The organism is Streptomyces sp. NBC_01445 (genome assembly GCF_035918235.1).
Classification (GTDB): domain Bacteria; phylum Actinomycetota; class Actinomycetes; order Streptomycetales; family Streptomycetaceae; genus Streptomyces.
Genome location: NZ_CP109485.1, coordinates 10291238 through 10307160 on the forward strand (window position 1 = coordinate 10291238; position 15923 = coordinate 10307160).

Here is a 15923-nt window from a genome sequence, read left to right on the forward strand (position 1 = left end):
GGGATGCGAGATCAGTACGCGCCGGCATCTCTCAGCTCGTCACGCACGGCGTCAAAATTCTCAGGGCAATACGCCTTCGTCCCCGTCGCCACAAGTGTGTACGCGTCCTGCTTCACCGTCCCCCAGTCGTCGCCGATCGGGTACAAGTTGCCCTCGCCGAGGAGCTGTCCAGTGTTCAGACCGTCGCACCACTGTGGCGGGAACGCGGTCAACTCGTCGTCCGACGGCTCCCCGTTGAAGGTGATCTCGTGGGCCGCTTTGAGGTAACGGGTTTCCTTGCTGATGGTCGGCTTGGCCTTTGGTGTCGTGGTCGCCTTCCCGTCCTCGCTTGCGCCGCAAGCGGTGAGGCTGGCGAGCAGGGCGGCGGCGAGTAAGGCGGTGGCGGTGCGGCGCATGGTGTCCCCCAGGTTCGGTGTAGTGGTGGGCATGATGCGCAGATGTGGGGACCGTGTGAAGTTGGAGTGTTCAGGTTGTGGCATAGAGGGGCCCCGCAATGACGGGGGAACGTGGCGGGGCCCGGACTTCAGTGTGTCAGCGCTCGTCCGTCGGTGCGCCTGGAACACGCGGGGTGCGTGGAGTGAGGCCCCGCCGCGACGGGGGCGCAGCGGGGCCTGGATCAGCGGCGGTTCAGCCGATGCCCCACTGGCCGGTCTGGTCCGAGAAGCCGGAGTCCATGGCGAACTGCACCTGCGTCACCTTCGAGCTAGTCGGGGCCTCGAACACGATCCAGCCGAGTGCCTTCCCGCCAGGGGTCAGCTTGACGCTGGACGACATGGACGGGCCGGCCGTGATGTCCCCGAACGTGGACTGGAACTGCTGTCCCTCGGCGTCGGCGACCTGAGCCCCGTTGGAGGGGCTGTCGTTGTACGCCTTGGTGCCGGAGTTGACGAGCTTGAACTGGACGCCGATCCAGCGCTTACCGGACTCCGGGGTCATGAAGTCGTCGCTGCTCTTGGCGGGGTCGACGACCTTGACGACGGTGACGTCGAGCTGACTACCGTCTTCCATGCCCTTGAGGGTGATGGTGTCGCCGGTCTTGGCGTCCTTCTTTGCGGCTTCCTTGGCCGGCTTCTCGGCCGGCTTCTTGGCGGGCTTGTCGTCCGCCTTGATGTCGCTCTTCTTGTTCGGAGTGGTGGTGACCTCGGAGCCGCTGTTGCATGCGGCGGTGAGGGGGAGGAGGCCCGCGAGGAGCAGGGCTGCAACGGTCTTGGCGGCGCGGTTCATTGGCAAGGGTGCCCTTTCTGTGAGCGACATGTGTGTGACCTGTGAAGGAGGCGGATGGTTGTACACCGCCGCTACTTTTTCTTTGGCGCGCACGGGACCGGCTTCTCCTGACCGGGTAGTAGCCGCCGCGACTGGCCTTGCACTCGGTGGCGTGCTCGGTGTCTTCTGCTGCGCACGGGTTCATGGGTTGGTCAGCGGCCCCAGCAATTCGCGAGGACCGCAGTGACCAAGAACGTGTTGTCCTGGTGGTGGTGGACGACGTGCACTAGGCGCAGATGGTCCGGGTCGACGGTGACCCCGGTCTCTTCGCGCAGCTCCCGTGCGGCGCCCAAGCGCAGGGGCTCCCCTGATCGAGCTTGCCCGACGGCAGGTGCCAACGGCCGTAGCCGTAGGGGCCGCCGCGTTGGGAGAAGAGCAGCTTGTCGCCGTCGCGGAGGATGACATGGGTGTCGATCAGGGGTTTTGCGACTTTCGGGTTCATGTTTCCTTGGGGGGTTGTTGAGGTCGGGGAAAGTGCCGACGCTGCTGGCGGCTCGGGGGTGCGCGTCGGCGATTGCGGATGCGACGTCCGATGGGGTGGCATCGCTTTCGCCGGTGATCAGCCGAGGCCACAGAAGTAGGCCGCGCTACGCGGCCGGAACGGATTCGAGGTGCTCGATCGCGCGGTTGCGGTTGTAGACCATCGCGTTGATGGCGAGGGCTTGGAGGCCGAGAAGGGCTAGGCGTTGATCACGTTCTTGGACTCGGCGCGGTGGCGCCCCTTGGGGAGAGCCGTCTTGGCCGTCAGTCCTCGCGACTGCCACGCGTTGTCACGAAGCTTGAACAGAGCCCAGTAGCGGGTGGGGCACAGCAGCACGATGTTCATAAACACGGACGACGGGGTTCCGACAAGCCACGAGCGCCACCGCTGGCGTGTGGTCATGTCCGGCCGCATGAGTACGTACAGACCTGACTGGCCGTATCGGACTACGAGGTACACCGCGAGGTACACCAGGGCCACGCCGGGGTTGTGGTATCGGCCGCCCAGGGTCATCACCGTCATCACGACAGTCCAGGCCAGCATCACAGGGGTGATGACGAGCTGGAGCAGACCGAAGGTCGGCGAGATGAGCTGCTTGAGGGACAGCCGCGAGTACACGAACGGCAGCATCCACCACCATGACCGGGCCCAGCGCAGACGCTGGCGGTAGGTCTTCTTCAGCGTGGTGGGCATGTCAGTGACCACGCCGGCCTCATTGACGGCCACGACCTCACCGCGCATGAGGGCCCTCAGCGCCAGCCAGCGATCGTCCCCGGTTCCGCACTCCACCTCGTAAGCGTCCAGGTGGTCGTAGAGCAGCTCTGCCCTGTACAGGGCCAAGGCGCCCGACGTGGTCTCCAGTGCTCCGAGCATGGAGCGCGAGGAGCGCATCATCACGCACGAGGTGCCGATGTCGATGTCCGCAGCCCTGGAGACCCAGGTCTCCTCGAAGTTGCGGATGTAGATCATCCCAGTGGTGGCCTGAATCCGCGGGTTGCTCATGGCCCGGAGCTGCTGCTCCAGAGCATCCGGGAAGGGCTCGCCGTCTGAGTCGATGGTGAGGACGAAGTCGAAGTGCTTGCCCTGCGCCTGGAGGTGACGCAGTACCGTGACCTGGGCCCCGCGCTTGCCCTTGTTCTCCTGCCGGTGCCAGAAGACCTGGGGGTGGTCGAAGGGCTCCACGGGGTGTTGCTGCGAGCCGTCGTCGATCACATGGATCTCATCGAGGGGATGCGTCTGGGCCAGCAGCGACCACACGGTGCGGTGCAGTTTGTCCGTGGGCTCTTCGAAGGCCGGGATGATGGCTACCGTGCGGCCGCGAGCCACGGGCAGGTGTGTGAAGGACCGGCCCTTCAGGAACGAGACCAGGCAGAGCACGATCACCATCATGCCCAGCCACCAGTAGAACGTCAGGATCGGGCTCTTCGACTGGAGGTGGACCACCACGGTGGCAGCGGCCAGAGCCGCTACCACCACAGCAGTCACCACGGTGAATCTCGCCCGTGATGAAGTGCTCAAGCGGTCACCCGCTTAGTCCGGGTCGCCAGGCGGAAGACCGCCACGCCGCTGATCACGAGGAGCATGGCTCCCAATACGATCCACCCCAGCGCCGTGCCGCCCGTGGCGGCGAGAGCGGCTCCTCCAGTGGCGGTGCCGATCGCGGCACCCACACCATTGTGTCCGTACATGTGTTCCTCCTTTCCGAGCGTCAAAGACGCTCGACGTTGTCGCGGGCCGGCATGGCACCACGCGTGTGCCGGAGCGGAGGCCGCCTGGTCGGCGACTTTCGTGAGGTCGAGGGTGTTGTGGGGCGTGAGTGGCACCACAGCGTCGTACTCCTCGACCGGGATCTCGCTCCCGCGTCCCACGTCGTCCGTGGGGGTCCAGGACGTTCACAGCGGCTCCCGCGCCAAGAGCTCGACCGCGTGACGGGGCGGAGCTCTCCCGCTGTTGTTCCGTCTGTGCTCTAGAGCCGCTCGATGTGCTGGGCGCGCGTCATGACGCCGCGGGTGTCGAGGACGTAGGCGGCCTCGGCGGCGAGTTGCGTGAGGTCGAATTCGCCGTGTTGGGTGAGCAGGAGGACGGCGTCGAAGTCGGCAACGCTCGTGCCGTCTCCCGCGGATGCGAAGGGGATGTCCCGGCGGCCGCCTTCGGTCAGGTAGGGGTCGACGACGGTGACATCGGCGCCCATGGCGCGCAGCCGGTCGATGACCTGGATGGCCGGTGATTGGCGGGCGTCGGACGTGCCGGGCTTGTAGGCGGCGCCGAGGGCGAGGATGCGGGCCCCGTGCACGCTGCGGCGGAAGCGGCGGCTGAGTGCATCCTGCAGGCGGCGCACCACGTAGTCGGGCTGGCTTTCGTTGATGTCCTGGGCCAGCTCAACGAGCCTGAAGGTCTGCCCGTGCTGCGTTTTGACGTGATGGCTGAGGTAGACGGGGTCGATGGGCAGGCAGTGTCCGCCGACGCCGGGGCCGGGCAGGAACTTGGTGAACCCGAACGGCTTGGTCGCGGCCAACTCCAGGGTGTGCCAGACGTCCACGCCGAGGGTGTGTGCCATCCGGGAGAGTTCGTTGACCAGGGCGATGTTGACGTGCCGGTAGGTGTTCTCGAACACCTTGGCCAGCTCGGCTTCTTCCAGACCGGAGGCCGGCACGGTGACGTCGGTGACGGAGTCGTAGAAGGCCTTCACGCGGCGCAGGCAGGCTTGTGTGAGACCAGCAACGATCTTGGGCGTGTTTTCCAGACGCCAGAGCGTGTTGCCGGGGTCGATGCGCTCGGGGCTGAACCCGACATGGAAGTCGCGTCCGGCGATGAGGCCCGAGCCCTCCTCCAGCAGAGGGACGAGCACATCGCGGGTGGTACCGGGGTGCGTGGTCGACTCCAGTACCACGGTGGCGCCCGGCTCCAGCCATCTGGCCAGGGTTCGGCCGGCCTCGCGCACACAACTGAGGTCGGGGGCACGGTCGGTCAGCGGTGTCGGTACCGTGATGACGGCGACGTCGAAACCCTTGAGATCCTTCGGATCCGAGGTCGGGGTGTAGGCCCCCGATTGCAGCACGTCCTGCAGACGAGTCGAGTCGATGTCCTCGATGTAGGACGAGCCGGTGGCCAGTCGCTGGCAGCGGTTTTGGTCGGGTTCGTAGCCAGTCACGATGTAGCCGGCCTCGGCGGCCTGCAGGGCCAGAGGCAGGCCGACATAGCCCTGCCCTAGAACGCAGATGTGCATGGTGGTGTCCTCCCCTTGATCCGGCTCGCAGGCATGCGGGTCTGGCGCAGGAAACTCTCCATGCCGAGCCGCAGGTAGCCGGGGTCTTCGTTGTAGGCGGGTATCAGGATCGAGACGTGCAGCGCGTCCAGCCGGCGACGGGCGCGGCCGGTCAGGTGCGGTACCCGCTCGAGGTGGTACATGAAGGCCTGCAGCAGGAACACCAGGAACAGGCTGATCCAGACCACGGTGAGCTGGCTGCGAGTCTCGGCGTCGGTGGCGAAGGCGACCACTGCGTGATGCGTGGCCCACGCGGCGGCCGACAGAACAACGATGATGCCCATGACGACGGTCGCGGACCGGTGCTGATGGGCGCTCAGCACCGGCGCACTGCGCTGACGGCGACTCACTTGCCGTGCCGCGCTGGGGACGTGGACGTGGACGTGGACGTGGCCTCGTCGGCGGCGAGCGTGCGGCGGAACCCGAAACGAATGCACAGCAGACCCGAGCAGAGCAGGCCCGCCGCGGTGGCGAACATCGAGCCGCCGATCGGATAGCTGATGCCACCGATCACCAGAACCGGAGCCCCCGTCTGCGCAAGCTGAGCGTGTCCAGGCATACGTATATCCCCCCCGTGGGAACGGCCGTTGGATGGAAAAAATGATAGGAGCAACTGTGGAGGTTCCGTGCAGTCCTTGAACTTTGAAAGAGCTTTCTATGCCCACCGGAGGGGCACCATCCGGTACGGCAACGGAGAGTAATGCCAGGTCAGTGACACACAAGCATGATCGAATCCCGTGACACAACTGCGACATTCAATTTCCGGCACCCGCGCCAAACGGCCTCTCACGTCACACCTGTCACACCGTCAAGTGCCGCTCACCCTCCAATCGTTGGCCAACGATCGCCCCGATCCATGGCCAACGGTCAATTAAATTCAATGAAGAAGCGGAATATAAAACCGGAGCCATGGCGCGCCACTTGGGCGGCGCAGCCCACAAGGAAACGTGGCCTGCGATGCGTTCAAGCCAGGGAAGCCGAAAGGTTCACGCCAGCAATGCGCATGCCGGATCGTCATGCGGTCCGACTGTCGCGGGCGGTCAATTCGGCCACGCCACGCTCCCGCACGGCCTGGTCGTGGAGGTCGCGGCGGGCACCACCAGATATTCGGTTGTCACCGTCATGAGACTGCGATGACGAGGCGGGGCGCCTCAGCCGGGAGGCGCCCCACCCTGCTGTCTCACCTCGGGGGATGGCGGATCACCGGGTACATCGGGTCGTGCGGCGCCTGGTGACGGGCCACGGGCAACACCCTTGCCGCCGACCGGTCGACGGATAGGGTGACCTGGTGCTTTCGAACATAGGTCCCCTTGGGCTGCTCTTCGTCACAGCAGCGTTCCTTCTCCTCATCGCGCCGACGGTGATCGCCTACCGCAGGAAGGTGGCACGCCTGTGGCTGGTTGTCGTGGTCAACCTGGCTGGCATCACGGGCGTGTTGTGGTTCGTGGCCCTGTACATGGCGATGACGATGCGCACCCGCGCAGCTGACATCACACCCCCGCACGTCCCGAGGGGCACCGCCCTGAGCTAGAGGCAAGGGGAGAGAGCAGCCGAATGACACTCAAAGGGACGCTTGGCCTCCACCGTGGTGGTCATGCCGTCCACGGTCGCAGCCGCGGAACGCCTGCTCAAGCTGGTCGGTGACCACGTACTCGCGCACGCGCTGCCCGGACTCGCCAAAGCAGCAGGCTGCGGCTGCTGGTGTGCGCGCCGTCGGCGGTCTCGGGTGGGCTCTGGCCGTGGTGGGTGTGCAGCAGCCGTGGCCCTTCGCCGGGCGGCTGGACTCTGCCGCGGGGTGCGCAGTCGGCGATGTGGCGGGGCAGTGGCGGCCTCGGCATGGGGCTAGCCGCGGCCCGTGCCTGTGCGTGGCTCGAAGGAGTGGGTCGCGGCGCCGTCTTGGTCGCGGCGCGGGCCCTGCAGCGTCCTGCCCGGAGGCGGTGCCGCGCCGGCCGTGTTGACGCGGGGGAGCGCGTAGGGGTGGTCCTCGGTCAGCCAGCGCATCATCCGCTCACGGACCGTGACCCTCACCGTCCAGATATCGTCCGCGTCCTTGGCCGTGACCAGGGCGCGCACCTGCATGGTGTTAGGAGTGGAATCCGTGACGGCGAGCCCGTAGTCGCGTCCGTCCCAGGCCGGGCACTCGCGCAGGATGTCGCGCAGCTTCTCGCGCATGGCCTCCACCGGCGCCGAGTGGTCGACGTGGAAGAAGACGATGCCGGTCATCTGGGCGCTGCCACGCGACCAGTTCTCGAACGGCTTCGAGGTGAAGTACGAGACGGGCATCGTGATCCGCCGCTCGTCCCAGGTCCGTACCGTCAGAAAGGTCAGGGTGATCTCGTCGACGGTGCCCCACTCGCCGTCCACCACGACCGTGTCGCCGAGGCGCACCATGTCGCCGAAGGCGATCTGCAGCCCGGCGAAGAGGTTCGACAGCGTGGACTGTGCGGCGACACCGGCGACGATGCCGAGGACGCCGGCCGAGGCGAGCAGCGAGGCGCCGGCCGCCCGCATCGCCGGGAAGGTGAGCAGCATCGCGGCGACCGCGACCACACCGACGATCGCGGACACCACCCGCTGGATCAGCGACACCTGGGTGCGGACCCGGCGGACCCGGGCGGGGTCGCGGTGCGCGGTCGCGTAGCGGGTGTACGAGGTCTCCACGATGGCGGCGGCGATGCGCACCACCAGCCAGGCCGTGGAGCCGATGAGGGTCAGCGTCAGGATCCGGCCGATGCCGATGGAGTGCTCCTCCAGCAGCTTGGCCTCCGCGTAAGACCCTCTGAGCATGGCGGTGCACAGAACGAGTTGGAAGGGGACACGGCCGCGACGGAGCAGCCCCCACAGCGGGGTCTCGTGGTGCCGGCCGTCCGCGCGTCGCAGCAGCCGGTCCACGGCCCACCCGACGAGCAGCGTGAGCACGACCGAGCCGCCGACGACGATCACCGGGCGCAGTACGTTCTCCATGCCCCCGACCGTAACCGGCCCGTCGCGGTCCAAACCTGGAGCCGGAAGCCGCCACGCGGGCCCGTGCGGCGTCGTCGGTCCAGGCTGGCCCCATGGAGCCCATGAACGTCATGCTCCTTCACTCCACCTACGGGCTGCGGCCGGCGGTGCGCGCCGCGGCGGACCGGCTGCGTGCCGCGGGGGCACGAGGTGTGAACACCCGACCTCTTCGAGGGCCGCACCTTCGACACCGTGGAGGAGGGAATGGCCTTCAACGAGGAGATCGGCAAGGACGAGCTCCTCAAGCGCGCCGTGCTCGCCGCCGTGCCCTGCTCCGAGCGAGGCCTGGTGTACGTGGGCTTCTCCGTCGGCGCGTCGATCGCGCAGACCCTCGCCCTGGGCGACGACAGGCCCGGGGACTGCTGCTCCTGCACGGCACTTCGGGCATCGCGGAGAGCGCCTCGGTGGACGAGCTGCCGGTCCAGCTGCACGTCGCCGAGCCGGACCAGTTCGAGACGGACGACTGGCTGAGCGCCCGATACGAGGTAGAGGTAGCACCCCCGACACCCGAAAGATCACGTCCCCGCGCCTGCTGCCCGCGCCCGCTCGCTGCCCCGCGGGGTTCCGGCATTCCGAACCCGGCCGCCATGTACCGGGCCGCGCACGCCTGGAGGAACGAGGGGTCACTGACACGGGCCGCGATCTCACCCACCCGGCCAGCCGCCGCACACGCCACCACCCTTGCTGCCCGTGGCCGATGTGCCCGGCGCGTGGCGTGGGGGAGGGGACGGTGAGGCTGTCGGGCTCGGATGGTCGCCGTCTGGTCGGACACGTTCTTTCCCCGGGTTTCCACGCCCCCACAGCCACCTGTACCGCCCGCCGGCCCGGCTGGTCCCTGACCGTGACCTGCTCCTGGCAGCGGACCTGCCGGATTGTCAGTGGCCGTCCCTAGACTGCGAGTTGACGTCATCTGCTGGATCCTGAACCCATGCACACTTTCAAAACTAACTCTATCGACACCTCGATAAGGGCATGCTTATGATGCCCTGCATGAAGAGTTCGACGTTCGTCATGGTCCATGTCGGCCAGAGCACTGAAGCCCAGCGCAACCTCGTCCACGGCATCGAGACACTGTCCTGGGGCTTCCCCGAGGAAAAACCCGAATACAGGGACGCCCACCCGCAGTTCGCGCTCCTGGCCACCGGAGCCTCGCCGCGAGTCCAGCTCGAGAACTGGCTTCAGGACACCGCAACGCTCTACCTCTTCCAGGTCCGCGGCGGCTTCTACGAGGGCCGGTCCTGGCACTGGCCCGACGAAGAGGCCGAGCGGCGCCTGAAGTACCCCCAGCGCTTCGGCATCGAACCCCTCGCGCGGCTCGAGAACATCCCCCTGGGCCCCAAGGGACCGCTCACCGAAGCAGGCAGCGACGCCATCCGCCGCTCAGGCACCGACCGGGGCATGGGCAAGCTCGTTCAGATGCCGGCCCAGCGCCTCCTGGAGCTGGCCAGGATCCCCTTCGACCCCGACGAGCCCGAAGACGTGCCCCTGGACAAGTCACCGGGCTTCACGGCGGAACAGGTGGAGGGCAAGAAGAAGCCCCAGCGGCGCCGCCGCGGCGCCGGCTACATCTCCGACCCGAAGAAACGCAAAGCCATCGAACTGCACGCAGAGAACCACGCAGTTGCCCACTACGAGAAGCACGGCTGGACGGTCGAGAGGCTGGGCAAGCCCTACGACCTGCGCTGCACCCGCGGCACGGAAGAACTCCATGTCGAGGTCAAAGGCACCACGGGAGCCGCGACGAGCGTAGAGCTGACGATCAACGAGGTCCTGCACGCCAGGGACAAGGACAACACCGTCGACCTCTACGTCGTCAGCGACATCAAGGTCGATACCCAGACCGACCCCTACACCGCCAGCGGCAACAAGATCACGCTCTTCACCGACTGGGAGCCGGCCGAGGAGGACCTGAGGCCCCGCAAGTACGAGTACCGGCTCCCGGACACCACCGGCTGACCCCCGCGGGGCCCGGTCGCGGCAAGAGAAGCCCAAGGGCTTGACGCCCAGACACCTGCCCCGCAGCGCCAGGCTGCCACGGGTGCCTGATCAGACGGGGCGCCCGGCGACAGCTCACTTCGATCACTGCCCGCGCCAGGTCCCGTTGTGGTTCGTGTGGGACGGGGATGCGGTCTGGGTGTGCGCGAGCGTGACGTTGGCGATGGTGCGTAAGGTGCGCATAGATCCGAGGGTGCGCCTGTCACTGCCGGACACCTTCGATGTCGTGCTGCTCCAAGGTGCGGCGCAGTGCTTCACGCACCGGGACGTGCCGGTGGACGCAGTGGACGCTTTCGCCGGCAGGTTCGGCTGGGACCCACGCGTGGTGGACGGCCCCTTTGCGTATCTGCGGATAGCGCCGAAGGTGGTAGGTGCTTGGTGCGGGGGAGCCGGAGTTGAGCGGCAGGGTCATCATGCGTGACGCGCTTGGCTGCAGTGGTGGCTGCCGTGGCCGGACGCCCTGCCTGTAGTGGACCTCCCGCTCGCGGTGCCGGTGCCCGGCTATTTGCCGGCGTCCTCGGCGATGGTGTGGGCGACGAGGGCGTTGGCGTGGCCGTGGCCCACACCGTGTTCGGACTTGAGCCAGTTGACGAGCTCCATGTGCTTGCTGAGGGGGGCGGCGCGGATGAGCTCTTTCCATTCGGCGATCGGGCGGCCGTACTTCTTCTCGATGGAGGGGAAGTAGCTGGCAGGGCCCTTCACTTGGGTGGCCACGGGTGTCCTCGTTTCCTGTCTGGATGATCTTGATGCTGTCGATGATTCATTGGAGCGGCGGTCGGCACCGGTTAAAGGTTCGCCGGGGTGGTGGTCAGGCGGGTCGTCAGCGCGGTGGGTCACAGCAGGCCGAGACCCGCGCCGGCGGTGATGGCCAGGACGGAGGCGGCGGGGGCCGCGAAGCGGCGTGCTGCGCTGCCCTGAGCGTCTGGGTCATGCACGAGCCTTCCTCGCGTGGTGGTGTCTTCATCTGACCGACGGGAACCGGCAAAGTCATCGGTCTGGACAAGGTGCGCTAGATCACGAGCACCTCGTCCGATCGCACGGAACACGCCTCGCCCGCTACCTCGCGGGCCACCCAGCCCGATCCACGGGCCAACTTCACCATGCTGTCCCCGACACTCGAAACCGACGGGTTCGGCAGATTCCTGAAGGATGCCGGTTCCCAACCCGGGAGGAGAGGCCGCCTTGTCGCACCCTGTCTCGCTTGGGGTCGGCTCCGGAACCATCGCTCTTGTGGCGGGGCCGGGAAATCTGCCGGGGCCGTGGTCATCGGGATGTAGCCGGTGCCTCAACTGCACGGACAGGAGGGCCGGTTGAACCGCCGGTGGGGTCGGGTACCGTTGTCGGGGTGTCTGACATCATGCGGCCGTGATCACTGCGGACGACAACCTGCTGGCCAGCCTGGACGAAGTGCACTGGTCGAAACTGAACCATGCCCACGGGACGGCCGCCGATGTTCCCGGCCAACTGCGCGCCCTGTGCGCAGACGACGAGCAGGCACGACAGCAGGCCAGGCGTTCCAGTCGGCGGTGTAGCCGTCGCGGGTCTTCTTCGGCCGGCTGCCCTCGACGTGCCGGGGCGCGTCGCGGTCGAGCCGGTCGAGGCGTGCCTCGGTCTCCGGGGCGAACCGTCCGGGAGCCGGGACGCCGAGCTGACGGGTCGTGGTGCTCACACTGACCGACAGGTCCGTGTTTGTCATGCACGCCCCTGAGTGACCGTCATGCCGCTTCTTCCGTACCAGGATTCGTAGCGTCTGGATCCCGGATATGTGAGCTTATCCGGAGTCCAAGGGGTGGTGTCCGCTCCGTCCGCCCCGAAGTGGGCGCGGGCTGCAACCGGCGGCGCGTCAGCGCAGTCTTGATCGTGCATGGGCATGCTTACACCCCGCCGGCGCTACTGAGCGCCCGTCTCCTGTGGCCAGGTCTTCACGACCAGCCACTCCCCGGCGGGGCCGGCCTGCTCCTCGAGGACGATCCGCATGTCCTTCAGCCCGCTGTACTCGCCGATCCACGACCGGAACTTGCGGTCCGCGACTGCCGCGTCGAACCAGGTGCCTTCCATGACCATGCGGCCGCCCGAGAGGAGGGTGAGTCGGTACTGCGTCTGATCATCCACAGGCGCACTCTGCCACGGGCCTGCGATGCGCCGACGGCAGCCCGCTACTGCGTGGCGGCGACGATCAGCACGATCGCCACGACCGCGACGAGAAACCACCACGGCGGCGCCGACGAGCTGGGCCGGCGAGTCCACCGGCCCCGATGGTCCCGCGGCTGAACACCCCTACGCCTCGCCATGCCCGTCCCCCTGCCTGCCGGTCTGTCGCTCCAGGGTCGGGGGGGGAGGGCGCACGGCAAGTGGGCGAACTGGCCCACGGCGGACGCCCGAAGGTCATCGACGACGACATGCTGCTGTTCGCCCGCGAAGTTCACCTTGGGGTCAGTCACGCACTGATCCTCGTGATCTACGTCCCGGTCCGGGTGGCCCGAGGCGCCCGCGTCGTGAGGCGTCCCCCGAACGCCGGGCCCTCAGCGGCGGCCAGCCCGGGGAGGCTCGTCTGGGTCAGGGAGATGTGAGGTTATCCGGGGTCCATCCGGTGGCGTGGATTCGATGGCAGCTCCGGCGCCGGCGATTCTGTGCCGCCGCGGCGGGGGGTTAAGGCGGTTCGTTTACCGCACGACGGGCGGGTCCTGATCCTCGTCGAGCAGTTGGTCGAGTTCCGCGTCGGCCTGTCTCGACTGTGCCTCACTGCCGAAGGGCATCATGGCGTGGCTGCGCTCGAGGTAGAGCAGCAGCGCCTGGTGGTCGATGTGGATGCGGGCCTCGCCCACCTCGTTGCGGACTCGCAGCAGGACCCCGAGCGGCGAGCTCTGCTCTGCCACGGGCTCCACGGTGATGTCTCCTATGCCCGCTGTACCGGTGAGGCCGGCGGACAGCAGGTCCCGCGAGATGACCCAGCCGGCGCTGCCGTGGCCGGGCCGGGACACGGTCAGGCCGACGACGAGCGGGTCGTCGGTGGAGTACCTGAGCGTGATGTCGCACCGTTCGCGTTCGCCGCCGGGCAGGGTGACGAACCCCCGTGCGATGCCCTCGAGTTGTCTGTCACTGTCAGGACTCACCCTGGCCATTCCCTTCCCCGTTGCGGCACGCCGATGACTCGTGCGTCATCGCACGTACGTCTCGAAGATCGAACCTAGCCATGCAGCCGGGCATGTCCTCGACACCGGCCGGGTTGGGCGCCAACCCTTCGCAACATGTTCGGAAAGGTTCACACACCACCTCACAGCCGCATCCCAACGACGTGTGAACTCGGGCACGACGGCAGAGCGATCCGGTGCGTGGATGCCGCGCATCGACGCACTGGCTCTGCCTTGGCGAAGGCGCGTCATGCCAACTGCGGTGCGCTACCGACGCGGTGCGTAGCACCGCGCCGGTGAAGGCCTACCCGGCCGTGGCGGACGGTGCGGTTACGGCATTCCGGTCGTGGGGTTCACGGCAGACCGTTATGAACTGGACTTGTTGCGGGTGACTCCGCCGCGTTGGCGCAGGGTGACGCCTGCCTCGGTGAGGATGTGGTGGACGAAGCCGTACGAGCGTCCTGTGCTGTCGGCGATGCTCCGGATGGAGGCGCCGCTTTCGTATGCGGTCTTCAGCTCGGCGGCGAGCTTGTCGCGTGCTGCACCGGTGATCCGCTTGCCCTTGTCCACAACCTCTCCTTCGCTGCCCCGTCCAGAGGGCGATCATCGCGCACCCTGTCGGCGCCCGTCAGGGATTCACTGATCTCGCTGCCTGGGCCGGGTGCGTCGTCAGGATGTGGGGGACACGGCGCGGGCCAGGGGTTCGAGGTCGCCGTAGAGGGCGGCGTGCAGGGCGGCGGCCAGTTCACGGGCCAGTCCTTCGCTGTCCACGTCGTGCAGGACGAAGTCGACGGGGCCGGCGGAGGAGTCGGGGCGGATCTCCCGGGAGCGGATGAGACGGGCGACGGCCTCGCGCACGGCGTCATGGGCGGTGGTGGGGATGGTGTGCTGCGGGGCGGTGAGCGCGTCGGCCTTGACCGCCCACTGCGGGCCCTGTTGCTCGACCGCGATGAACACGACGCGCTGCTCTTTGGCCGCCTTGCACGCCGCGTTGAAGGCGTCCATGCCGGTTGCGTCCGGGATCCGGTCGGCGGGGCAGGGCGTCGGCAGCGGCTCCATGACAAGCATCCTCCCAGGAGACAGACGCAGGCGCCGCGTGGCCCCGGAGCGTGTCCCCTCGCGGGTCAGGCCGGGCGTTGAGATGGTGCGCGACAACGGCCCCGGTTCCCCTTCCCCGGACCGCGTGACCGACAGCCCTGGCCGCGCCCCTTTGGGTGCACGGAGGGCTTCATGCCGGGGCGGGGTTCTGGCGAACCGGCCGAGGTGATGGACTGGTGGGGCTGCCCAAGCGGCGGGGCCCCAACCTCGGTGCCACCAACGGGCAGCCTGGAGCGCGGCGCCGACGGGGGTGGCGCCTGCGGCCTCGTGGGGGTGCGGTGCGGGCGCGGTGGGGGCCGGGCCCGCACCGCGCGGACCAGTACATCGCCGCACACGCGACCGAACAGCCGCCCTCTCGGCGCCCCGATCACCGGCCCCGGCGTGGCCTGGACGTGCGACGCGACCGGCCCAGGACAGACCGTGAGCTGCCGTAACGCCGCCCGACTGTCATCCTGGAAGGCCGTACTCCCTCCAGCCCGCCCGACGGAGTACGGCCCAAGGACACGGCGAGCGGAGGCCATCATGCTGACCAGTCACAGCGTCGACGGCGACGCCCTGCACGTGACGCTGCACCACAACGTCGACGTCAACACCCGGGCCGCGGCCGCCGTCGAGATCGAAGCCCTCGTCCACACCCACACGCCCCGCCGCGTCACCGTCCAGGTCCCCGCCGGGGAACCGACGCCCGCCACACTCAGCGTCCTCGTCCGCGCCCATCGCACGTGCAAGAGCCTCGACATCCCCCTCAGCCTGACCGGAGCCACCACGGCGACACAACGCCTCTTCGCCACGAACACCGCCTAGAAGCCTCCCCAGCCAGCAAGTCCGTTGCCCCGGGCAGGGATGGGCCAACCCTGCCCGGCCGGTCCAGCAGCCTCGGTTACCGGGCAGGTCGGCGAGGCTGCCGGCCGGTACAGCGGGTGCGGGGATGGGGGGAGAGGGACCCGCACCACGCTGGCCTATCGGGTGGGCCACGGGCAGTTCTCTGCCAGCCTGACCCACTCCCGGTCCACCTGCCCCGGCACGACACGCCCCTGCGCACTCCACCGGGCGGCCAACGCCGCAAAGATCGGCTCACCAGGCGGAGGCGGAACCGTTTCCTCGCGGCCGGTGACCGGAGCGGGCTGGGTCGTCGTGGTCACGCAGTTCTAACGCGCGAATCCGCCTGTGGTCACCGTGGCGGCACCGACGCGATCGGCGAGGGCCTGGCGGCCGTCGCGTACGCGCTGCTGGACGTCGCGCATGCCATCCGGGAGAACACCGAAGCCCGCCAGCAGTAGGGGAGCGGCCCGGCAGCAGCATCGGCCGGACATAGGGCGCACCGCCGGGCCTCTCCGCGCAGCGGAGGCCAGCGCGCATCCCCGGCTCGGCTGCCGCAGGCTGGCCCTGTGGAGTACCCCGTCGCTGTCGCCCTCGCCGAGGCCGTGCCGACGCTGCCCCGCGGTAAGGGTTGGTGGTACGAGATCAAGTTCGACGGGCACCGCACCGTGATGTGGCGCGATGCCGAGACTGTCCGGCTACAGGCCAGGTCCGGGCGGGCGGTCACCTCAGCGTGGATGGATCTGGCCGTGACCGGCATGAACTCGCTACGCCCCGGCACGGTCCTCGACGGGGAGGCGGTGGTCTACAACGAAGGGAGGGGCGACTTCGCAGCCGCGCAGTCCCGCGCGGCCTCCGGCCCGGCCCG

General features: G+C 68.1%; 18 protein-coding genes and 3 pseudogenes. 6 read left to right on the top strand and 15 right to left on the bottom strand.

Going from position 1 to position 15923, the window contains the following annotated elements:
- Window positions 1–11 precede the first annotated feature (11 nt).
- The 8 genes and pseudogenes from OG574_RS47300 to OG574_RS47335 form a co-directional block, all read right to left on the bottom strand.
- Window positions 12–428, bottom strand: coding sequence for a hypothetical protein (locus OG574_RS47300; RefSeq protein WP_326771350.1), 417 nt, complete (start codon window positions 426–428; stop codon window positions 12–14).
- A 199-nt stretch (window positions 429–627) separates the two neighbouring features.
- On the bottom strand, window positions 628–1224 hold the full coding sequence (locus OG574_RS47305) for a DUF4352 domain-containing protein (RefSeq protein ID WP_326771349.1): 597 nt from the start codon (window positions 1222–1224) through the stop codon (window positions 628–630).
- 242 nt (window positions 1225–1466) lie between these two features.
- Window positions 1467–1705, bottom strand: a pseudogene (locus tag OG574_RS47310) (NUDIX domain-containing protein); the annotation flags it as partial.
- Between the two features lie 237 nt (window positions 1706–1942).
- A complete protein-coding gene (locus tag OG574_RS47315; protein WP_326771348.1) occupies window positions 1943–3229 on the bottom strand; it encodes a glycosyltransferase family 2 protein in 1287 nt (428 codons plus the stop codon).
- A gap of 29 nt (window positions 3230–3258) precedes the next feature.
- Window positions 3259–3432 (bottom strand): hypothetical protein, encoded by a 174-nt coding sequence (locus OG574_RS47320; RefSeq protein ID WP_326771347.1) that lies wholly within the window; start codon window positions 3430–3432, stop codon window positions 3259–3261.
- Window positions 3433–3710: 278 nt separating this feature from the next.
- Window positions 3711–4970, bottom strand: a complete 1260-nt coding sequence (locus tag OG574_RS47325; RefSeq protein WP_326771346.1) for a nucleotide sugar dehydrogenase — start codon at window positions 4968–4970, stop codon at window positions 3711–3713.
- Window positions 4952–5332, bottom strand: coding sequence for a hypothetical protein (locus tag OG574_RS47330; RefSeq protein ID WP_326771345.1), 381 nt, complete (start codon window positions 5330–5332; stop codon window positions 4952–4954). Before OG574_RS47330 ends, OG574_RS47325 begins: the two co-directional genes overlap by 19 nt.
- A gap of 23 nt (window positions 5333–5355) precedes the next feature.
- Complete coding sequence (locus OG574_RS47335; protein ID WP_326771344.1) at window positions 5356–5568, bottom strand: hypothetical protein; 213 nt, start codon at window positions 5566–5568, stop codon at window positions 5356–5358.
- Window positions 5569–6297: 729 nt separating this feature from the next.
- Between OG574_RS47335 and OG574_RS47340 the strand changes: the two genes are divergently transcribed.
- Window positions 6298–6540: a superinfection immunity protein gene (locus OG574_RS47340; protein ID WP_326771343.1), complete on the top strand. Its 243-nt coding sequence runs from the start codon at window positions 6298–6300 to the stop codon at window positions 6538–6540.
- 311 nt (window positions 6541–6851) lie between these two features.
- Here OG574_RS47340 and OG574_RS47345 read toward each other — a convergent pair whose 3' ends face one another.
- On the bottom strand, window positions 6852–7973 hold the full coding sequence (locus OG574_RS47345; protein ID WP_326771342.1) for a mechanosensitive ion channel family protein: 1122 nt from the start codon (window positions 7971–7973) through the stop codon (window positions 6852–6854).
- Window positions 7974–8074: 101 nt separating this feature from the next.
- On the opposite strand from OG574_RS47345, the pseudogene OG574_RS47350 reads away from it, so the two are divergent.
- Window positions 8075–8494, top strand: a pseudogene (locus OG574_RS47350) (dienelactone hydrolase family protein); the annotation flags it as partial.
- Window positions 8495–9002: 508 nt separating this feature from the next.
- Window positions 9003–9968: a protein NO VEIN domain-containing protein gene (locus tag OG574_RS47355; RefSeq protein ID WP_326771341.1), complete on the top strand. Its 966-nt coding sequence runs from the start codon at window positions 9003–9005 to the stop codon at window positions 9966–9968.
- Between the two features lie 540 nt (window positions 9969–10508).
- Here the strand turns inward: OG574_RS47355 and OG574_RS47360 are convergent.
- Window positions 10509–10721, bottom strand: a complete 213-nt coding sequence (locus tag OG574_RS47360; protein ID WP_326771340.1) for a DUF4287 domain-containing protein — start codon at window positions 10719–10721, stop codon at window positions 10509–10511.
- Between the two features lie 1176 nt (window positions 10722–11897).
- Complete coding sequence (locus tag OG574_RS47365) at window positions 11898–12119, bottom strand: hypothetical protein (protein WP_326771339.1); 222 nt, start codon at window positions 12117–12119, stop codon at window positions 11898–11900.
- A 239-nt stretch (window positions 12120–12358) separates the two neighbouring features.
- On the opposite strand from OG574_RS47365, the gene OG574_RS47370 reads away from it, so the two are divergent.
- Window positions 12359–12577 (top strand): hypothetical protein, encoded by a 219-nt coding sequence (locus OG574_RS47370; RefSeq protein WP_326771338.1) that lies wholly within the window; start codon window positions 12359–12361, stop codon window positions 12575–12577.
- A gap of 93 nt (window positions 12578–12670) precedes the next feature.
- Here OG574_RS47370 and OG574_RS47375 read toward each other — a convergent pair whose 3' ends face one another.
- The 3 genes from OG574_RS47375 to OG574_RS47385 form a co-directional block, all read right to left on the bottom strand.
- Entirely contained in the window at window positions 12671–13120 is a 450-nt protein-coding gene (locus OG574_RS47375) for an SsgA family sporulation/cell division regulator (protein WP_326771337.1), read from the bottom strand.
- Between the two features lie 384 nt (window positions 13121–13504).
- The gene (locus tag OG574_RS47380; protein ID WP_326771336.1) at window positions 13505–13708 is read right to left on the bottom strand and encodes a helix-turn-helix domain-containing protein; all 204 of its coding nucleotides are present in this window, start codon (window positions 13706–13708) and stop codon (window positions 13505–13507) included.
- A 99-nt stretch (window positions 13709–13807) separates the two neighbouring features.
- A complete protein-coding gene (locus OG574_RS47385) occupies window positions 13808–14197 on the bottom strand; it encodes a hypothetical protein (RefSeq protein WP_326771335.1) in 390 nt (129 codons plus the stop codon).
- 561 nt (window positions 14198–14758) lie between these two features.
- Between OG574_RS47385 and OG574_RS47390 the strand changes: the two genes are divergently transcribed.
- Entirely contained in the window at window positions 14759–15040 is a 282-nt protein-coding gene (locus tag OG574_RS47390) for a hypothetical protein (protein ID WP_326771334.1), read from the top strand.
- Window positions 15041–15384: 344 nt separating this feature from the next.
- On the opposite strand, the gene OG574_RS47395 is transcribed toward OG574_RS47390, so the two are convergent.
- Window positions 15385–15549 (bottom strand): hypothetical protein, encoded by a 165-nt coding sequence (locus tag OG574_RS47395; RefSeq protein ID WP_326771333.1) that lies wholly within the window; start codon window positions 15547–15549, stop codon window positions 15385–15387.
- A gap of 111 nt (window positions 15550–15660) precedes the next feature.
- Between OG574_RS47395 and OG574_RS47400 the strand changes: the two are divergent.
- Window positions 15661–15894 (top strand): annotated as a pseudogene (locus OG574_RS47400) (ATP-dependent DNA ligase); the annotation flags it as partial.
- Window positions 15895–15923: the final 29 nt, after the last annotated feature.

Excerpts from the sequence above, each read along its gene's own strand:
- OG574_RS47300 (WP_326771350.1), bottom strand. The coding sequence starts at position 428 with ATGCCCACCACTACACCGAACCTGGGGGACACCATGCGCCGCACCGCC.
- OG574_RS47305 (WP_326771349.1), bottom strand. The coding sequence starts at position 1,224 with ATGAACCGCGCCGCCAAGACCGTTGCAGCCCTGCTCCTCGCGGGCCTC.
- OG574_RS47320 (WP_326771347.1), bottom strand. The coding sequence starts at position 3,432 with ATGTACGGACACAATGGTGTGGGTGCCGCGATCGGCACCGCCACTGGA.
- OG574_RS47325 (WP_326771346.1), bottom strand. The coding sequence starts at position 4,970 with ATGCACATCTGCGTTCTAGGGCAGGGCTATGTCGGCCTGCCTCTGGCC.
- OG574_RS47335 (WP_326771344.1), bottom strand. The coding sequence starts at position 5,568 with ATGCCTGGACACGCTCAGCTTGCGCAGACGGGGGCTCCGGTTCTGGTG.
- OG574_RS47345 (WP_326771342.1), bottom strand. The coding sequence starts at position 7,973 with ATGGAGAACGTACTGCGCCCGGTGATCGTCGTCGGCGGCTCGGTCGTG.
- OG574_RS47355 (WP_326771341.1), top strand. The coding sequence starts at position 9,003 with ATGAAGAGTTCGACGTTCGTCATGGTCCATGTCGGCCAGAGCACTGAA.
- OG574_RS47385 (WP_326771335.1), bottom strand. The coding sequence starts at position 14,197 with ATGGAGCCGCTGCCGACGCCCTGCCCCGCCGACCGGATCCCGGACGCA.
- OG574_RS47390 (WP_326771334.1), top strand. The coding sequence starts at position 14,759 with ATGCTGACCAGTCACAGCGTCGACGGCGACGCCCTGCACGTGACGCTG.
- OG574_RS47395 (WP_326771333.1), bottom strand. The coding sequence starts at position 15,549 with ATGTCCGGCCGATGCTGCTGCCGGGCCGCTCCCCTACTGCTGGCGGGC.